We start from the raw sequence: 15,152 nt of genomic DNA on the forward strand, positions 1-15,152 counted from the left end.
GGTGATGTAAATACGAGCTACGTGTCCGATCACACGAAGTGGATCAACGAGCAGCTGGAAAAGAATCCGGAATGGGTCGAGGATCAAAAAGTCGGTCGCGCCTTGTGGTGGGACAAGAAGCAGACGGTGGACGGCACCGTACGCAATGCTGAGTCCAATGTGCCGCAAAAGCCCTATCCGTACGACGTCAATTTCTACGGCGAATAATTTTCGCCAGGGTTGGAACCAAAAAAGCCGGTCAATGACCGGCTTTTTTGTTGTCTGCGCCTGGCCTGGCTGGCCCGGGCGCGCGCTCAGGAGCCGGTCAGCGGTTTGACGACACGCTTGACGGCGGTGTCTTCCGGATGCGGGTGGATGGTGAAGCCGAGGCTGGTCATCAGGCGGAACATCTTGCTGTTGGTCGACAGCACGTCGCCGACCACGGCGCGATAGCCCTTCATCCGGGCGCAGTCGATCAGCGCCGTCATCAGCTTGCGGCCGACGCCGCACTTCTGCCAGTCGTCGCCGACGGCCAGCGCGAATTCGACCGATTCGCCGTCCGGGTTGCCGACGTAGCGGGCGACGCCGATCTGGCTTTCCTTGCCGTCGTCACCGGTCAGCATCGCGACCAGCGCCATTTCGCGGTCGTAGTCGATCTGCGTGAAGCGGACCAGCATGGTCTGGGTCAGTTCGCGCAGCGTATCCATGAAGCGGTAGTAGCGCGACTCGTCGGACATGTTCTTGACGAATTCCTGCTCCAGCTCGGCATCTTCCGGACGGATCGGGCGGATGGTGACGACCTTGCCGTCGTTCATCTGCCATTCCTGGATCAGGTGCACCGGGTAGGGGTAGATCGCCATGTGGGCATAGCGGTCGCCGGAGGCGTTGGCCGCATGGTCGATGACGATGCGGGCATCGGCGGCGATCGCGCCGTTTTCATCGACGATCAGCGGGTTGAGGTCCATTTCCATGATCCACGGCAGCTCGCAGACCATTTCGGAAATGCAGAGCAGGACTTCCTTGATCGCCTCGCGGTCGACCGGCGGCATGTTGTGGAACTGGTCGAGAATTTTCGAGGCGCGGGTCGATTCGATCAGGTCCTTGGCCAGGAACTTGTTGAGCGGCGGCAGGGCGACCGAGCGGTCGCTGAATATCTCGACGTCGAAACCGCCGGCGCCGAAGGTGATCACCGGCCCGAAGATCGGGTCGCGGAAAACGCCGATCATCAGTTCGCGACCATTCGGGTGCGACAGGAAGGGCTCGATCGAGACGCCGTTGATCTTGGCGCTCGGGTGGCGCTTCAGCACCGTGTCGATGATGTCGTGATAGGCGTTGCGGACGGCCGGCGCATTCTGGATGTTCAGGCGCACGCCGCCGGCGTCGGACTTGTGCTGAAGATCGGGCGAGTCGACCTTCATGGCGACCGGGAAGCCGATCTGCTCGGCCAGCAGCAGCGCCTCGGTGGCGGTGCGGGCGACCATGGTCTGCGCCACCGGCACCTTGAAGGCGCGCAGGATAGCTTTCGATTCCATTTCCGAGAGCACTTTGCGGCGTTCGGCAAGCAGGGCCTCGATCAGCATCTTGGCGCCTTCGGCTTCCGGGCGGCCATGTTGGCGGGTGGGTTCAGGCGTCTGCAGCAGCAGCTTCTGGTTGCGGTAGTACTTGGAAATATGGTGGAACAGCTCGATCGCCGTTTCCGGCATGCGGAAGGCCGGGATGCCGGCGTCTTCGAGCAGCTTGCGCGCCCCGGCAACCTGTTCCTCGCCCATCCAGCAGCAGATGATCGAACGGTTGAGCTTGTCGGCAACCTCGATGATGGCCTTGGCGACGCCCATCGGATCGGTCATCGCCTGCGGTGAGAGCATGACCAGCGTGCTGTCCACGTTCGGATCATGGGTGACGGCCATGATCGCATCGCGATAGCGTTCCGGTGTCGCATCACCGGCGATGTCGATCGGGTTGCTGTGCGACCAGGAGGTCGGCATGGTCTTGTTGAGGACCGCCATCGTTTCGTTGGTCAGTTCGGCGAGCGGGATGCCGAGGTCGCCAGCACGGTCGGCTGCCATTGCGCCCGGGCCGCCGCCATTGGTGATGATGGCCAGACGGTTGCCTTGCGGGCGGAACTTGGATGCGAGCGCCTTGGCGGCATAGAACAGCTGGCCGACGTTCTGGACGCGGACGACACCGGCGCGGCGTACGGCAGCATCGAACACCGTGTCGGAAACCGCGGCCATGCCCGAATGGGTGGCGGCGGCCATCGAACCGGCCTCGTGGCGGCCGGCCTTGAGCAGGATGATCGGCTTGATGCGGGCGGCCGAACGCAGGGCGCTCATGAAGCGGCGGGCGTTACGGATGCCCTCGACGTACATCAGGATGTAGTGGGTGCGGCTGTCGTAGATCAGGTAATCGAGGATTTCGCCGAAATCGACGTCGGCCGTCATTCCCAGCGAAATCACCGATGAGAAGCCGACTTGGTTGGCCTTGGCCCAGTCGAGCACGGCCGAACACATGGCGCCGGACTGCGAGACCAGGGCGAGGTTGCCGGGGTCGGCGGTTATCCGCGTGAAGGTGGCGTTGAGCCCGAGTTCTGGGCGGATGATGCCCAGGCAGTTGGGGCCGAGGACGCGCACGTTGTAGGAACGGGCAATTTCCAGCACCTTGCGCTCGAGTGCGGCGCCGATGTGGCCGGCTTCGGAAAAGCCGGAGGCGATGACGATGACGTTGCGCACGCCGCTCCGGCCGCATTGCTCGATCAGTTGTGGAACGGTCTGCGGGCGGGTGGCGATGACCGCCATTTCGACGCGGGCGCCGATTTCCTCGATCGACTTGTAGGCCGGCTGGCCCTGGATGGTGTCGTGCTTGGGGTTGATGGCGTAGAGCCGACCCTTGTAGCCTGAGCCCAGGATATTCTTGAAAATAATGTTGCCGACCGAGTTTTCGCGATCGGAGGCACCAATGACAGCGACTGATTTGGGTTCGAAAAGCGAGGTTAGATAGTGCTGTTCCAACATGACGAGCCTCTTGTTATTAAGGTGCTATTGTGCAGTGCAACATTCTAACATGTTAAGTCGGGACTATTCCACGCTCAGCGTAGGGGTAAACCCGGATTCGACAAGCGTGCTGGCGATCAGCAAGGGTTGGCTGAGGGCGCGATGGATGGGGCACTTGTTGGCGATCTCAAGCAGGCGCTGACGCTGCTCGGGACTCAGGTCGCCGTCGAGGGTAATGCTCCGGTTGATGCGGTCGCGCGGGCTGCCGTCGAGATCGATTTTTTCGTGGCTCAGGGCAACGCTGATCCGAGTCAGCGCCAGGCCTTTGCGCTCGGCGTACATGCGCAGGGTCATCGAGGTGCAGGCTCCGAGCGCCGACATCAGCAGATCAAAAGGAGCCGGGCCGGCATCGCTGCCGCCGACGCTCAACGGTTCATCGGCAATCAGCATATGCTGGCCGACCATGACGTCCTGCTGGTATCTTCCCATTCCATTTTCGGCAACGACAACCACACCTGACATGACTGGCTCCATGAACGAAACGATGCAAATGATACCCCCTTCGCCCTGGGTCGAGCGTCATATCGGCAGCATCAGTCAGGGCGGGCAAGTGCTCGATCTGGCGTGCGGCAGCGGGCGCCACACGCGCCTTCTGGCCGGCTCGGGGTTTTCGGTGCTGGCGGTGGATCGCGATGCGGCTGCACTGGGCGGTTTGCAGGGCGTGGCCGGGGTCAGGACGGTCCAACTCGACCTCGAAGGCGAGCAGTGGCCGCTGGCCGGGCAAAGCTTTGCCGGCATCGTCGTCACCAACTATTTGTGGCGGCCGCGCCTGCCCGATCTGCTGGCCTTGCTGGCCCCCGGCGGGGCGCTGATCTACGAAACCTTCATGATCGGCAACGCGGCTTACGGCAAGCCGTCCAGTCCCGACTTCCTGCTGCATTCCGGGGAGTTACGCGAGGTGGCCAGGGCGGCCGGCCTGCGTGAAATCGCCTTCGAGGAAGGCTACACGGCCAGCCCGAAGCCGGCCATGCGTCAGGCCATCTGTGCCGTGCGCGACTGAGTGATCGCGGCTGCCAAGTGGGCAATGCCGGCCGGCGAGAGATCGTCGCTGGTGAAGTTGCGCAGTTCCGCCATGCCGGTGAAATGGTGGTTCTGCGAGCGCCGGTAGAGCGGGTCGTAGTGCAGTTCCAGGAGTTCGCGGACCAGCGTCGGCCACTGCGCATCGTGGATCAGTTGCTGCCAGCGCCCCAGGGTCTCCCGGCTTTGCAGGCTGTGCAGGGCTTGCAGGCGATTGATCAGGAATTCGGGCAGGGTCAGGAAGTAGTCGTAATCCTTGAGCAGGAAATCGACGCGGGCTTCGATACTGCTTTCGACATTGAGGCATTCGCCGTTGCGGATGCGCTCGATCAGCGTTTCCGGGACATGCAGGTTGCCGATCTTGCGGCTTTCGGCTTCGACGTAGACCGGGCGCGCCGGGTCAAGGGCCTGCAGACGCTGCAACAAGGCGGTTTCGAACCCCTTCTGCGTCGGCTGCGGCTCATCCGGCAGCACGCCGAGGACCGAACCCTTGTGGCTGGCCAGCGATTCGAGATCGAGGATCTGTTCGCCCAGCTGACCAATGGCTTGCAGGATGCGGGTCTTGGCATTGCCGGTGGCGCCGGCGATGACCTTGAAGCGGAAGGTGGGCGGCAGTTCCTGCAGGCAGGCGATGACGTGGCTGCGCCAGGCTTTGTAGCCTCCGTCGAGTTGGCCGGCCGGCCAGCCGATGGCGCGGAAGATCGTGGTCATCGAGCCGCTGCGGTCGCCGCCGCGCCAGCAGTAGATCAGGGGTTTCCAGTTTTTCGGGCGATCACGGAAGCGTTCGCGCAGGTGGTGGGCGATATTCTCCGAGACCATGGCGGCGCCGAGCTTCTTGGCCTCGAAAGGCGAGACCTGCTTATACAGCGTACCGATTTCGGCGCGCTGGGCATCGTCCAGGACTGGGCAATTGATTGCGCCGGGGATGTGGTCTTCGGCGAATTCGGCCGGGGAGCGGACGTCGATGATCTCGTCGTAAGCCGCGAGGTCACGGATTGTAGGGCGGTTCGGCTTCATTCCGCTATTTTAGCAGGGGGGCGAGGGCTGGCCAGACGTGCTCCAGGATCAAGGGCTGGGCGGCGGCAACCGGATGCAGATTGTCGGCCTGAAACAGTTCGGAGCGGGCGGCGACCGGTTCGAGCAGGAATTCGAGCAGCGCCGTTTTCCTGGCCCGGGCGATGCCGGCAAAACTGCTTTGGAACTCCGTGGCATAGGGGCCGTAATTGGGCGGCAAGCGCATGCCGGCGAGCAGTACCTTGGCGCCGCTGCCTTGGGCGGCATTGACCATGGCTGTCAGATTGTCGCGGACCTGGGTCAGGGCCAGACCACGCAGTCCGTCGTTGGCGCCGAGCGCGATGATCACCACGGCCGGCTTGTGTTGGCGGAGTGCCGGCCCGAGTCGGGCGCGGCCGCCGGCCGTGGTTTCGCCGGAGATCGAGAGATTGGCGACGCTATAATCGAGGTGCTTTTCGGCCAGGCGTTTGCCGAGCAGCGCTGGCCAGGCCTGATCGAGACCGATGCCATAGCCGGCCGACAGCGAATCGCCCATGACCAGGATGGTTTTGGCGGCCCAGGCCGGCGTGGTCGAGAAAAGCAGGGCAAACAGGAAGAGAGCAAGCCGCATGGCAGAAGAATCAGTCGTTGAGGTGATGAATCTGGGAAAAACCGTCGATAACGGCGGTGAACCATTGACGATACTGCAGGATATTTCCTTTTCGGTGATGCCGGGTGAAACGGTGGCGATTGTCGGTGCCTCGGGCTCCGGAAAATCGACCCTGCTCGGACTGCTCGCCGGACTCGATGTTCCCAGCGCCGGCGAAATCCGGCTCGACGGCGTGGCGCTCGCTGCCCTCGACGAAGATGACCGGGCACGGCAGCGCGGCAAGCTGCTCGGCTTCGTCTTTCAGTCCTTCCAGTTGCTGCCCTCGCTGAATGCCCTGGAAAACGTCATGCTGCCGCTCGAACTGGCCGGCGTCAAAACGGCGGCAGCCAGTGCCCGCGCCTGGCTGGAGCGCGTCGGCCTCGACCACCGCCTGAAGCATTACCCGAAACACCTGTCCGGCGGCGAGCAGCAGCGGGTTGCCTTGGCCCGGGCCTTTGTCGCCAATCCCCGGTTGGTTCTGGCTGACGAGCCGACCGGCAACCTCGATGCGGCCACCGGGCAGCAGATTATCGAGCTGATGTTCGAACTCAATGCCAAACAAGGCACGACGCTGATCCTGGTCACCCACGACGAAGCGATCGCCGCCCGCTGCGGGCGCGTCCTGCGCATTCAATCGGGCCGGCTGGCTGGCCAGGCAGCGTAGCCGCGCTTAGATCAGGCCGGCGTTTTCCAGGTAGTTTGCCGGCAGGACACGCTGGGCAACCACGAACAATTCGCGCTCCTCGAAGCGTACATGGGCCCTGAGCAGGGTGCCAAAAGCCTTCAGGCTGGTGCGATCGCCGTCGGCCATCCGCCCGACCAGGGCGCGTATTTGCCGGTGTTCCTCCAAGGTCCGATCGACCCGCGCGGTTTCGCCGGCCTGAGCGAGTTGCGGCAACAAGGCCTTTTCCTCTTCCTGGAAGTGCGGTTCCAGTTCGCCGCGGAACAGTGCCGGCAGCGTCGCCAGCAGGATGTCCTGAGCGGCCGCGTCGGTGGCTTTCTCGATACGCAGGGCCAGACTTAAGGCTGTGTGGTGCTCGCGGGAGAGCTTGAGCAGAGCGGGGGAGCGTTTCATACGATAGGTTTCCGGTTGTAGGCGCCGCGCGCCACGCTGACCAGGATGGTCAGGACGAAAAGAGCCAGGCTCAGGGCATTCAGGATGGCCCCGGCCTGGCGCCAGGCCCAGGTGTCGCCGAAACTTCCGGCCCCGCGCAGCAGTAGCGACGCGTGCAGGGCGAGCAAGGGCAGGTAGAAGAACGGGTGGTAGGGGATTTTGACGCGCATCACGGCCGGAAAAATGATCGGCGCATGGCCGATCACCATCGAAAAGACGAAGCCGACGAAGATGGCGTGCAGCGCGGCGTCGCGCCACGGATGGCCGGGAGTAAAGGCGCCAAGCGCACCCAGCGCACCACCGACGGCGAGCCAGCCATAGCCGGCCAGCAGGCAGACGGCGACGAAGCGGGTCAGGCCGGACTGGCGGACTGTGCGGCGGGCAATGTCATAGCGCAGCAGCCAGCCGGCCAGCACCAGAAACGCGCCGGCCAGCAGTTGGCTGCCGATCTCGGGTGCGAGCGGGATCAAGGTCGCGGCGAGGCAGATGGTTGCCAGCAGGGCGATGAAGATCTTCTTGCCGAGGGCTTGTGGCGGCAGGAAGCGCGTCAGTTCGAGGCGCTCGCCGGCGATGGTCAGCACCAGGAAGCCCATCCAGAACAGGGCGGCAACGCCGATGTCCTGGGTCAGCAGCCATGCGATATTGCCGGCCAGCCAGGCACCGGCGCCGAGCAGCAGGGTGAAGGTGAACAGGGCTGGCAATTGGCGATAGACCGCTAGGCTGGCCGCGAACAGCAAACCGCCGGCCAGGCAAAACAAGGCTGGGGGCAACCACCACGGCCCTTGGGCGAGGAAGGCGATGCCGCCCAGGCCGGCACTCAGCGGCGCCAGGTAGGGCCAGAAGCGGTGCAGGGCAACGGCCCGTTCCAGGCTGATGACGGTGCCGAAAAAGCCGGCCACCATCAGGGCGCCGTGGCCGCCGGCACGCAACTGGGCGGCGACCGGCACGTCGACGGCGAGCCGGGCGAGGCCGCCGAGGACGCCGGCCAGCAGGCTGGCCATGGCCATCAGCAGCAGCGGTAGGCGCCAGGCTGGCGGAAGTTCCCGGAAAATCATCGGCGGCTCACCACCCGAGGTTGCCGCGCGCCTTGTCGCTCATCATCGATGGCTCCCAGGGCGGATTCCAGACCAGTTCGATGTTGGCCGGCGGAGCCTCCGGCCAGTCGGCGGCCAGGGCCGTCTCGGCGTCCTCGATAATCATGTCGCCCATCGGGCAGGCCGGCGAGGTCATGGTCATCGCGATATGCAGCTTTTCGGGGCTGACCTGCACGTCGTAGATCAGGCCGAGGTCGACAATATTGACGCCAACTTCAGGATCGACCACCTTCCGCAAGCTGGTGCGGACCTGTTCAGGGGAGGGCAAGGCGGATGGGGTAAGCGGAGGATTCATGTCGGCTTTAAGATGCAAATGTTGTGCATGTTCAAGTTATCATTCGCTACCTTCAAAAGCAATATTATTTCTACTGCTTATAGCGCATGCATCTCACCACCTTTACTGATTACACGCTACGCGTTCTGATTTATCTGGCGCTCGAACCTGAGCGTCTGGCGACCATTCCCGAAATGGCGAGCGCTTATGGGATTTCCGAAAATCACCTGATGAAGGTTGTGCATCGACTGGCGCGCAGCGGCACCATTGAATCGGTGCGCGGCAAGGGCGGCGGCGTCCGCCTGGCTCGTCCCCCTGCCGAGATCCGGCTGGGCGAGGTGATTCGCGCCAGCGAGGGCGACTCGGCCATCGTCGAGTGCTTTTCCGGCACGGCGAATAGCTGTCGCATCGCTCCGGTTTGCCGGCTGACCAAAATACTCGGCGACGCCTTCGCAGGCCTTTACCAGTCCCTCGATGCCTTCACATTGGCCGATCTGTGCACCAATGACGGCGAAATTCGCGGCCGCTTTCCGGCCAGGGGTAGCCTGGCAATAAAGCAACGGGCGAGCTAGCCGTCATGGCCAACCCATACTGGAAACGATTCAGTCAATTCATCGGCTTGCCACACGCCGGCTACCACGCCAATGAGCAGGTGCTGGCTGGTTTGGGCGGCATGCTCAGCATCCTGCTCATCCTGCTGCTTACCGGCAGCATTGTCGGGCAGCAGGCAGCGCTACTGATCATCCCGTCGCTTGGGGCGTCGGCGGTCCTGATCTTTGCGGTCCCGCACAGTCCGCTGACCCAGCCGTGGTCGGTGCTCGGCGGCCATCTGCTCTCGGCGCTGATCGGCGTCACGTGCTACAAGCTGATCCCGGTGCCGATCCTGGCCGCGGCACTGGCCGTCGGTCTCGCCATCGGCGGCATGCACCTCGCCCGCTGCATTCATCCGCCCGGTGGCGCGACAGCGCTGACCGCGGTGATCGGCGGCAGCTCGGTACATAGCCTGGGCTATTCCTATGCCTTGAGTCCGGTTGCCATCAATTGCTTGATCATCCTGCTCACCGGCTTCGTGTTCAATTACGCCTTCCCCTGGCGACGCTATCCGGCCAGTCTGATGCATTACGCGGTGCCGGTCAGAAAGTCCGATGCCTGGCCGGTCCTCTCGGAGGAGCAGATCGAGGCCGCCATGGATCGGCTGAATGTCGTGATCGACATCAGCCCGGCCGAACTCGGCCAGGTCGTCGAACAGGCGATGCAGATCGCCCGCCAGGGCCGTCAGCACGGCCTGCCGGACGTACAACTCGGCCATATCTACTGCAATGACCAGCCTGGTCCGCAATGGTCGGTGCGCCAGATCGTCGATGAGCGGCCATCGGCCAACCCGGAATTCGATCTGGTGGTTTATCAGGTTCTGGAAGGGGCGGGCAAAAACCGCTTCGGCAGTTGTCCGCGCAGCGAATTCGCCCACTGGGCGAACAGCGAATTGAAGCCTGAGCGTAGCCGCGGGTAGGTGAGATGGCCGCCGGCGCGGGTGACCATTCGATCAGTGGCTGGTGGTGAGGACGCAGCGGGCCGCTCGCAGTCCGCTGCGCACGGCGCCTTCCAGCGTCGCCGGGTATTCGCTCCAGGTGTAATCGCCGGCCAGAAAGAGTCGCCGGCTGGTCGTCGCCGTGCCCGGTCGTTGCAGGCCGGGGTGGCAGGCAAAAGTGGCGCGTTTCTCGCGAATGACCTTGTGCCAGACTACGGCGCCGGGCAGCGCCAATTCCGCCTGCAGGGTGGCGGTCAGCGCTGCGTCATCCAACCTCTCCCAGGCGCCGTGGCCGCTCTGTATGCAGGCGAGCAGGCCGTTGCCGCGGTCGACCACCCATTGGCCGAATTTTCCGCCGAGATTGAGCAGCGGGAAGGGCAGCGCGGTGTCCGGCGCGTATTGCAGGTAGACCGTGGCGATCGGTTCGTAGGCGTCGGCGATGGCGGCGGCCGGCCACAGCCCGGCGGCGTGTTGCGGGGCGGTGGCGAGGATGGCGGCATCGTAGGGCTCGCCGTCGATGCCAATGCCGGCCTCCGACGGCACGATGCTTTTCACCCGGTGGCCGGTGCGTAGCTGGGCGCCATTGGCGGCCAACCAGCGGCCGGCCGGTTCGGGCAGCACGCGGCCGAGGTCGCCTTTGGGCAACAGTAGGTCGGTATCGGCCCGTCGCGAACTGCCCAGGCTGTCGCGCAGCACGTTGGCGAATAGTTGCGCCGAAGCGCGTTCGGCCGGCGTGTTGAGGGCGGCCAGGCAAAGCGGCTCCCACAGATGGCGGCGCAGGCATCCGGTCTGCCCGGCGACATCCAGCCAGTGGGCGACCGTGGTGTCCCGGGGCAGTTGAAAGTGCTGTCGTTTGACGCTTTCCATCCAGCGGGCGGTCGCCAATTTTTCGCCGAGGCCGACGCCCTGTGCGGTCAGCAGACCCCAGGCAACATTGAGTGGGGCGGGCAGTTTCGGCAGGGCCAGCCGGAAACCGTTTCGGCCGCGCACCTGCAGTGGCCGGCGGTCGAGCAGATGGTCGGGGTCGGCGCCGACCCGGTCCATCAGGGCCAGGGTTTCGCGATAGGCGCCGAGCAGGATGTGCTGGCCGTTGTCCAGCGTCCGGCCATCGATGCCGACTGAACGGGCGCGGCCGCCGAGTACGCGGCCGGCTTCAAAGAGGGTGGTCTGCGCCCCGCCTGCCGTCAGTTCGACCGCGGCGGCGATTCCCGCCCAGCCGCCGCCGATGACGGCAATCTTCACGCAAAGGCCCAGGTCTTGCAGGCGATCCAGATCTTGCGGACCGGGGTCAGTGCGATGCGCTGGTGCAGCACCTGGAAGTTCTCGCGCTTGATCTCGTCGAGCAGGGTACGGTAGATCGCCGCCATGATCAGGCCGGGGCGCTGGCTCTTGCGGTCGACGGCCGGCAACTGGGCGAAGGCCTGCTCGTAATACTTCTCGGCGCGCTCGGCCTGGAACTGCATTAGGGCCGTGAAATTGTCGGAGTACTTGGCATTCAGGATGTCGGCGGCCGGGACGTTGAACTGCTTCAACTCGTCCATCGGGATGTAGATGCGGCCGCGCCGGGCATCCTCGCCGATGTCGCGGATGATGTTGGTGAGCTGGAAGGCCATGCCGAGATCGTGGGCGTACTTCTGCGTCTGCCGGTCCTTGAAGCCGAAAATCTCGGCGGCGAGTAGGCCGACGACGCTGGCGACGCGGTAGCAGTAGAGCGACAGACCCTTGAAATCGAGATAGCGCGACTGCTGGAGATCCATTTCCATGCCGTCGATGATTTCCAGCAACTGTTCCTTGGGCAGGCTGAACTGGCCGCCGACACCCTTCAGCGCCAGGCCGACGGGATGCGTCGGGTCGCCGCTGGCGACGCGCTCGACTTCCTGGCGCCACCAGGCGAGCTTGGTCGAGGCGATCGAAATGTCGTGGCATTCGTCGACCACGTCATCGACTTCGCGGCAGAAGGCGTAGAGCGCCATGATGGCGCGGCGGCGCTCGGCGGGCAGGAACAGGAAGCTGTAATAGAAGGAGGAGCCGCTGGCAGCGCACTTCTCCTGGCAGTAGAGGTCGGGATTCATGGGGTCACATTGTAAGGGAACGGCCGGCCAGGACCAGCCAGTCCCATTTGCCGAGCTTGGGACGATATTCGAACATGTTGCCGCGCACCCGGCGCAGGCGCTCGAGAATGCGCAGCCCGCCCTGGACGGTCAAACGGATTTCCCAGCCGAGGCGGCCGGGCAGGGCGCGGACGAGCGGGGCGCCGCGCTGCATCAGGGCCTCGGTGCGATCGATCTCGAAATCCATCAGCGCCGCCCAGTTGGCCGACCAGCGCTGTTGCGCGATGTCGCGTTCGCCGACCTTGAAGTGCGGGAAATCGGTTTGCGGGATATAGACGCGATCCTTCCGCCAGTCGATGGCAACGTCCTGCCAGAAGTTGATCAGTTGCAGGGCGGTGCAGATGCAATCGGATTGCTCCAGATGTTCCGCTTCGGTTCGTCCGAACAGGTGCAGCACCAGCCGGCCGACCGGATTGGCCGAGCGGCGGCAGTAATCGAGCAGTTCCGGGTAGTCGGCGTAGCGCTTCTTGACGACATCCTGGGCGAAGGCGTCGAGCAGATCGCGGAACAACTGGATCGGCAGGGCGTACTGGCCAACGATCTCGGCCAGCGCGACGAAAAGCGGTGTCTGCGGCGGAGTGCCGGCTTCGATGCGGTCCAGTTCCGCCTGATAGTCGGCTAGCGCGGCCAGGCGTTCTTCCGGCGCGGCGTCCCCTTCGTCGGCGATATCGTCAGCGCTGCGGGCAAAACGGTAGATTACCTCGATCGGTCGGCGCAGTATGGCCGGCACGAGCAGGGAGGCTACCGGAAAATTTTCGTAATGTTCGACGGGCATGGGGCGGCAAGTATAGGGTGGAAGGCCGGAGAGTGGTAGAATGCGCGCCGCCTGCCCAGGTGGCGAAATTGGTAGACGCACCAGATTTAGGTTCTGGCGCCGAAAGGTGTGGGGGTTCGAGTCCCTTCCTGGGCACCATCAAGTACAGACAAGGCTTTCAGCGATGGAAGCCTTTTTTGTTTTTAGCCCCGGATATTCATTGTGGAATTCCGACCGCCATCACGTCCCCGGTGGCTAATTCCATAACGCCAGATTCGACCTGGCTGTGGAATATTTAATTATTCATATTGCAAGTTATCCATGCTGCGTTTATGTTTGGGACATAACCAGCGGGAGTGAATATGGGAATCGAGCGCAGAATACGGGTAGAACGGCGGCAATTCGATTTTGGTCCGCCCTGTAATTGTCTCGAACGGCGCAAACGTACCGAACGGCGTTTGCCGATCGCCGAGGAAACAGAGGTTTCGGCCGCTGACTTTGCGGCGTATTTCGGAACAGCCGCCAAGGTATCGACCGCCAACGACTATCTGCTTGACCAGGCCGCAGAAGTCCTGGATCGGGTCCGCGACCGCGATTAGGGGGAGTGATGACATTCGGCGAATCTATCCAGACCTGCTTTACCAAGTATGCCGACTTCTCGGGGCGTGCGTCCCGTTCCGAATACTGGTGGTGGGTCCTGTTCGTGTTTCTGGCGACGATGGTGACCGGCGTCATCAGCGACAAGTTATCCGCACTATTTTCCTTGGCAGTATTGCTGCCTGGACTGGCTGTGGGCGCCCGGCGACTTCATGATATCGACAAGAGCGGCTGGTTACAGTTGCTCTATTTCATCCCGCTGTTGGGCTGGGCGATTCTGGTTTATTGGGCGGTGCAGGAGTGCAAGGAGCCCAACCGGTTCTGAATGGCCTGGCGTTCGGTGATTAGTCGGGTTGCTGGCCGAGCACTTCAGCAATGAATTGCTTGATCGGCATCCGGAAACCGGCAGCATTGCGGTGTCCGCCGCCACCATAGCGAACGGCAATGCTGGCGACGTCAAAGTCCCCCTTCGAGCGCAACGAGGCTTTGACCTCGCCGTTGGCAGCCATCTGCCAGACCAAGGCAAAGGAGCCGCTTTGTTCAGCGAGTAGGTTGCCGAGTTCCGAGGCGAAAAGGACGTTGGCATTGATCGCCACCCCTTTGACGGCCAGCCAAGCCAGGTCGTCATTGACGATGGTCGATTGACCGTGACGCAAGGCTTGCAGGGCATCGACCGGCTCGCCCCGCAATACGGCAGGCGTCTGCAGTTGGCTGTTGGCCAGGCGGTCGACCTCCTTACGGAAGAAAGCCTCGATGGTTTCCCCCTGCTCAAGCATTTCGCGGTAGCGTGATGTGCATAATGTCGGCGCCTGCGCAACGAGTTCGTTCCAGATCAGAAAATCGAAAGGCAGCAGGCGCAATGCGCGACAGAAGGCACGCGTGCCGGGCAAGGCAAAGCGCCACAGATCCTGGTCCTCGATGTGTCGGAGGGTTAGCGGAACGGGTTGTTCCGGCTGAAAATGTTCCCAGGCAAGGCGGGCGCCGGATTTTTCCAGGTCAAAGATGACGGTCAGTGGCAGCCTGGGGTGGGTATGCATTGCCAAGCCGTCGCCGCGGTTCGCCAATTTGCCTTTCCAGGCTTGCTGAGCAGAGGCGTGGTGATCTAGCTGGGTAACCGACTTCGCGCTCGACGCAATGACTTCCAGAGTTTCAGGGGCGAAGGAGAAGTCGAGGATAAAGACATCATGGTTAGCAATTTCCGCGACTTCCCACGCTTCGCCGTGATGCAAAGGACGATAGCTGGCATTGTCGCCGAAGCGACGCCACGCGGCATAGGCGGAACCGAAGCCGTCGAGGCAGTCAGCGTGGTAGAGAACACTGATAGACGAACTTGCGGTCAAGAGGGGCTCTCAGTAATGCGGCGGAATCTCGTCGCGCAAGTCCCGCTGTTCGAGCGGCTCGGCACTCCGTACCTGTTCGCGCAAGATATGGAACTCGGCGATCAGCCGGTCGATCTGCAACTGCTGACGATAGATTGTGCGATTCAGTTCATCCACTAAATCTTCGGTATAGCTGATCTTGATTTCAAGATCGGTCAGGCGTGAATCCACGGTGTTCTTCCTATCGTTGATCATTGCGCCAGTCGCGAAGGGTTTCCTTGGCTGGCGGTAGCGGGGTATTCGAAGGGTGGTCCCGGCGCAGTAGCGGAAGCGCTGCGCCAAGTACAAAAATTACGATGATCCCCAATACTATCCAGCCGTCGTTCATGCTGCTCTCCTCTTTACAGAGCCGAATCTTACTTGCTCGGGCGAGTGATGTCCCGTTGCGTGCTGAAGGCCTGTCTTTGTCTGCCTTTTCAGTGAAAGGGTGTTGACAAGCATTTTTGCATCCTTATAATGCGCGCTTCTTCAGGCGGTTAGCTCAGTTGGTTAGAGCGCCACGTTGACATCGTGGAGGTCGTTGGTTCGATTCCAATACCGCCTACCAAATACCTGACGGAGCTGATTTGAACTCTTTCCGAACTTGCTTTGCAGTTCAGAGACACTAACCGAG

General features: G+C 62.8%; 19 protein-coding genes and 2 tRNA genes. 9 read left to right on the top strand and 12 right to left on the bottom strand.

Translation table 11 applies throughout. From position 1 onward, the window contains the following. Positions 1–21 precede the first annotated feature (21 nt). Positions 22–207, top strand: coding sequence for a DUF3460 family protein (locus NQE15_RS11765; RefSeq protein WP_416336521.1), 186 nt, complete (start codon positions 22–24; stop codon positions 205–207). Between the two features lie 86 nt (positions 208–293). Here the strand turns inward: NQE15_RS11765 and NQE15_RS11770 are convergent, their stop codons facing one another. Both NQE15_RS11770 and NQE15_RS11775 read right to left on the bottom strand, forming a co-directional pair. After that, positions 294–2,990 (bottom strand): bifunctional acetate--CoA ligase family protein/GNAT family N-acetyltransferase, encoded by a 2,697-nt coding sequence (locus tag NQE15_RS11770; RefSeq protein ID WP_265949999.1) that lies wholly within the window; start codon positions 2,988–2,990, stop codon positions 294–296. A gap of 63 nt (positions 2,991–3,053) precedes the next feature. After that, positions 3,054–3,458 (bottom strand): OsmC family protein, encoded by a 405-nt coding sequence (locus NQE15_RS11775; RefSeq protein WP_265950002.1) that lies wholly within the window; start codon positions 3,456–3,458, stop codon positions 3,054–3,056. A gap of 55 nt (positions 3,459–3,513) precedes the next feature. On the opposite strand from NQE15_RS11775, the gene NQE15_RS11780 reads away from it, so the two are divergent. Next, a complete protein-coding gene (locus tag NQE15_RS11780) occupies positions 3,514–4,029 on the top strand; it encodes a class I SAM-dependent methyltransferase (RefSeq protein WP_265950005.1) in 516 nt (171 codons plus the stop codon). Here the strand turns inward: NQE15_RS11780 and mnmH are convergent. Both mnmH and NQE15_RS11790 read right to left on the bottom strand, forming a co-directional pair. Next, positions 4,002–5,063: a tRNA 2-selenouridine(34) synthase MnmH gene (gene mnmH, locus NQE15_RS11785; RefSeq protein ID WP_265950008.1), complete on the bottom strand. Its 1,062-nt coding sequence runs from the start codon at positions 5,061–5,063 to the stop codon at positions 4,002–4,004. The genes NQE15_RS11780 and mnmH overlap by 28 nt on opposite strands. A gap of 4 nt (positions 5,064–5,067) precedes the next feature. Beyond that, positions 5,068–5,670, bottom strand: coding sequence for an arylesterase (locus NQE15_RS11790; RefSeq protein WP_265950011.1), 603 nt, complete (start codon positions 5,668–5,670; stop codon positions 5,068–5,070). Here NQE15_RS11790 and NQE15_RS11795 point away from each other — a divergent pair. Further along, positions 5,669–6,352: an ABC transporter ATP-binding protein gene (locus NQE15_RS11795; protein ID WP_265950013.1), complete on the top strand. Its 684-nt coding sequence runs from the start codon at positions 5,669–5,671 to the stop codon at positions 6,350–6,352. The two genes, NQE15_RS11790 and NQE15_RS11795, sit on opposite strands and share 2 nt — an antisense overlap. A gap of 6 nt (positions 6,353–6,358) precedes the next feature. On the opposite strand, the gene NQE15_RS11800 is transcribed toward NQE15_RS11795, so the two are convergent. Genes NQE15_RS11800 through NQE15_RS11810 form a run of 3 tightly spaced genes read right to left on the bottom strand, consistent with a single transcriptional unit; the run spans position 6,359 to position 8,191 of the window. Continuing rightward, a complete protein-coding gene (locus NQE15_RS11800) occupies positions 6,359–6,763 on the bottom strand; it encodes a hemerythrin domain-containing protein (protein WP_265950015.1) in 405 nt (134 codons plus the stop codon). Beyond that, the gene (locus NQE15_RS11805) at positions 6,760–7,857 is read right to left on the bottom strand and encodes a hypothetical protein (protein WP_265950018.1); all 1,098 of its coding nucleotides are present in this window, start codon (positions 7,855–7,857) and stop codon (positions 6,760–6,762) included. The genes NQE15_RS11800 and NQE15_RS11805 overlap by 4 nt, the downstream gene beginning before the upstream one ends. Positions 7,858–7,864: 7 nt before the next feature. After that, positions 7,865–8,191, bottom strand: a complete 327-nt coding sequence (locus NQE15_RS11810; RefSeq protein WP_265950021.1) for a metal-sulfur cluster assembly factor — start codon at positions 8,189–8,191, stop codon at positions 7,865–7,867. Between the two features lie 86 nt (positions 8,192–8,277). Between NQE15_RS11810 and NQE15_RS11815 the strand changes: the two genes are divergently transcribed. Continuing rightward, the gene (locus tag NQE15_RS11815; protein ID WP_265950023.1) at positions 8,278–8,742 is read left to right on the top strand and encodes an RrF2 family transcriptional regulator; all 465 of its coding nucleotides are present in this window, start codon (positions 8,278–8,280) and stop codon (positions 8,740–8,742) included. A 5-nt stretch (positions 8,743–8,747) separates the two neighbouring features. After that, complete coding sequence (locus tag NQE15_RS11820) at positions 8,748–9,680, top strand: HPP family protein (RefSeq protein WP_265950026.1); 933 nt, start codon at positions 8,748–8,750, stop codon at positions 9,678–9,680. Positions 9,681–9,713: 33 nt separating this feature from the next. Here NQE15_RS11820 and hpnE read toward each other — a convergent pair whose 3' ends face one another. From hpnE to hpnC, 3 genes are read right to left on the bottom strand one after another with little or no spacing between them, the layout of a single operon-like run. Further along, positions 9,714–10,940, bottom strand: coding sequence for a hydroxysqualene dehydroxylase HpnE (gene hpnE / locus NQE15_RS11825; RefSeq protein WP_265950029.1), 1,227 nt, complete (start codon positions 10,938–10,940; stop codon positions 9,714–9,716). Beyond that, positions 10,937–11,770 (bottom strand): presqualene diphosphate synthase HpnD, encoded by an 834-nt coding sequence (hpnD, locus tag NQE15_RS11830; protein WP_265950032.1) that lies wholly within the window; start codon positions 11,768–11,770, stop codon positions 10,937–10,939. Before hpnD ends, hpnE begins: the two co-directional genes overlap by 4 nt. Before the next feature lie 4 nt (positions 11,771–11,774). Further along, positions 11,775–12,584, bottom strand: a complete 810-nt coding sequence (gene hpnC, locus NQE15_RS11835) for a squalene synthase HpnC (RefSeq protein WP_265950034.1) — start codon at positions 12,582–12,584, stop codon at positions 11,775–11,777. 53 nt (positions 12,585–12,637) lie between these two features. Here hpnC and NQE15_RS11840 point away from each other — a divergent pair. The 3 genes from NQE15_RS11840 (at position 12,638) to NQE15_RS11850 (ending at position 13,485) form a co-directional block, all read left to right on the top strand. Beyond that, positions 12,638–12,722: transfer RNA gene (locus NQE15_RS11840), tRNA-Leu, on the top strand. 203 nt (positions 12,723–12,925) lie between these two features. Beyond that, positions 12,926–13,162: a hypothetical protein gene (locus NQE15_RS11845; protein ID WP_265950036.1), complete on the top strand. Its 237-nt coding sequence runs from the start codon at positions 12,926–12,928 to the stop codon at positions 13,160–13,162. Positions 13,163–13,170: 8 nt separating this feature from the next. Continuing rightward, complete coding sequence (locus NQE15_RS11850; RefSeq protein ID WP_265950038.1) at positions 13,171–13,485, top strand: DUF805 domain-containing protein; 315 nt, start codon at positions 13,171–13,173, stop codon at positions 13,483–13,485. Between the two features lie 19 nt (positions 13,486–13,504). Here NQE15_RS11850 and NQE15_RS11855 read toward each other — a convergent pair whose 3' ends face one another. Beyond that, positions 13,505–14,500: a DHH family phosphoesterase gene (locus tag NQE15_RS11855; protein WP_265950041.1), complete on the bottom strand. Its 996-nt coding sequence runs from the start codon at positions 14,498–14,500 to the stop codon at positions 13,505–13,507. A gap of 9 nt (positions 14,501–14,509) precedes the next feature. Further along, positions 14,510–14,710: a SlyX family protein gene (locus NQE15_RS11860; protein WP_265950043.1), complete on the bottom strand. Its 201-nt coding sequence runs from the start codon at positions 14,708–14,710 to the stop codon at positions 14,510–14,512. A gap of 299 nt (positions 14,711–15,009) precedes the next feature. On the opposite strand from NQE15_RS11860, the gene NQE15_RS11865 reads away from it, so the two are divergent. Continuing rightward, positions 15,010–15,086: transfer RNA gene (locus NQE15_RS11865), tRNA-Val, on the top strand. Positions 15,087–15,152: the final 66 nt, after the last annotated feature.

The organism is Dechloromonas sp. A34 (assembly GCF_026261605.1).
Taxonomy (GTDB): Bacteria; Pseudomonadota; Gammaproteobacteria; order Burkholderiales; family Rhodocyclaceae; genus Azonexus.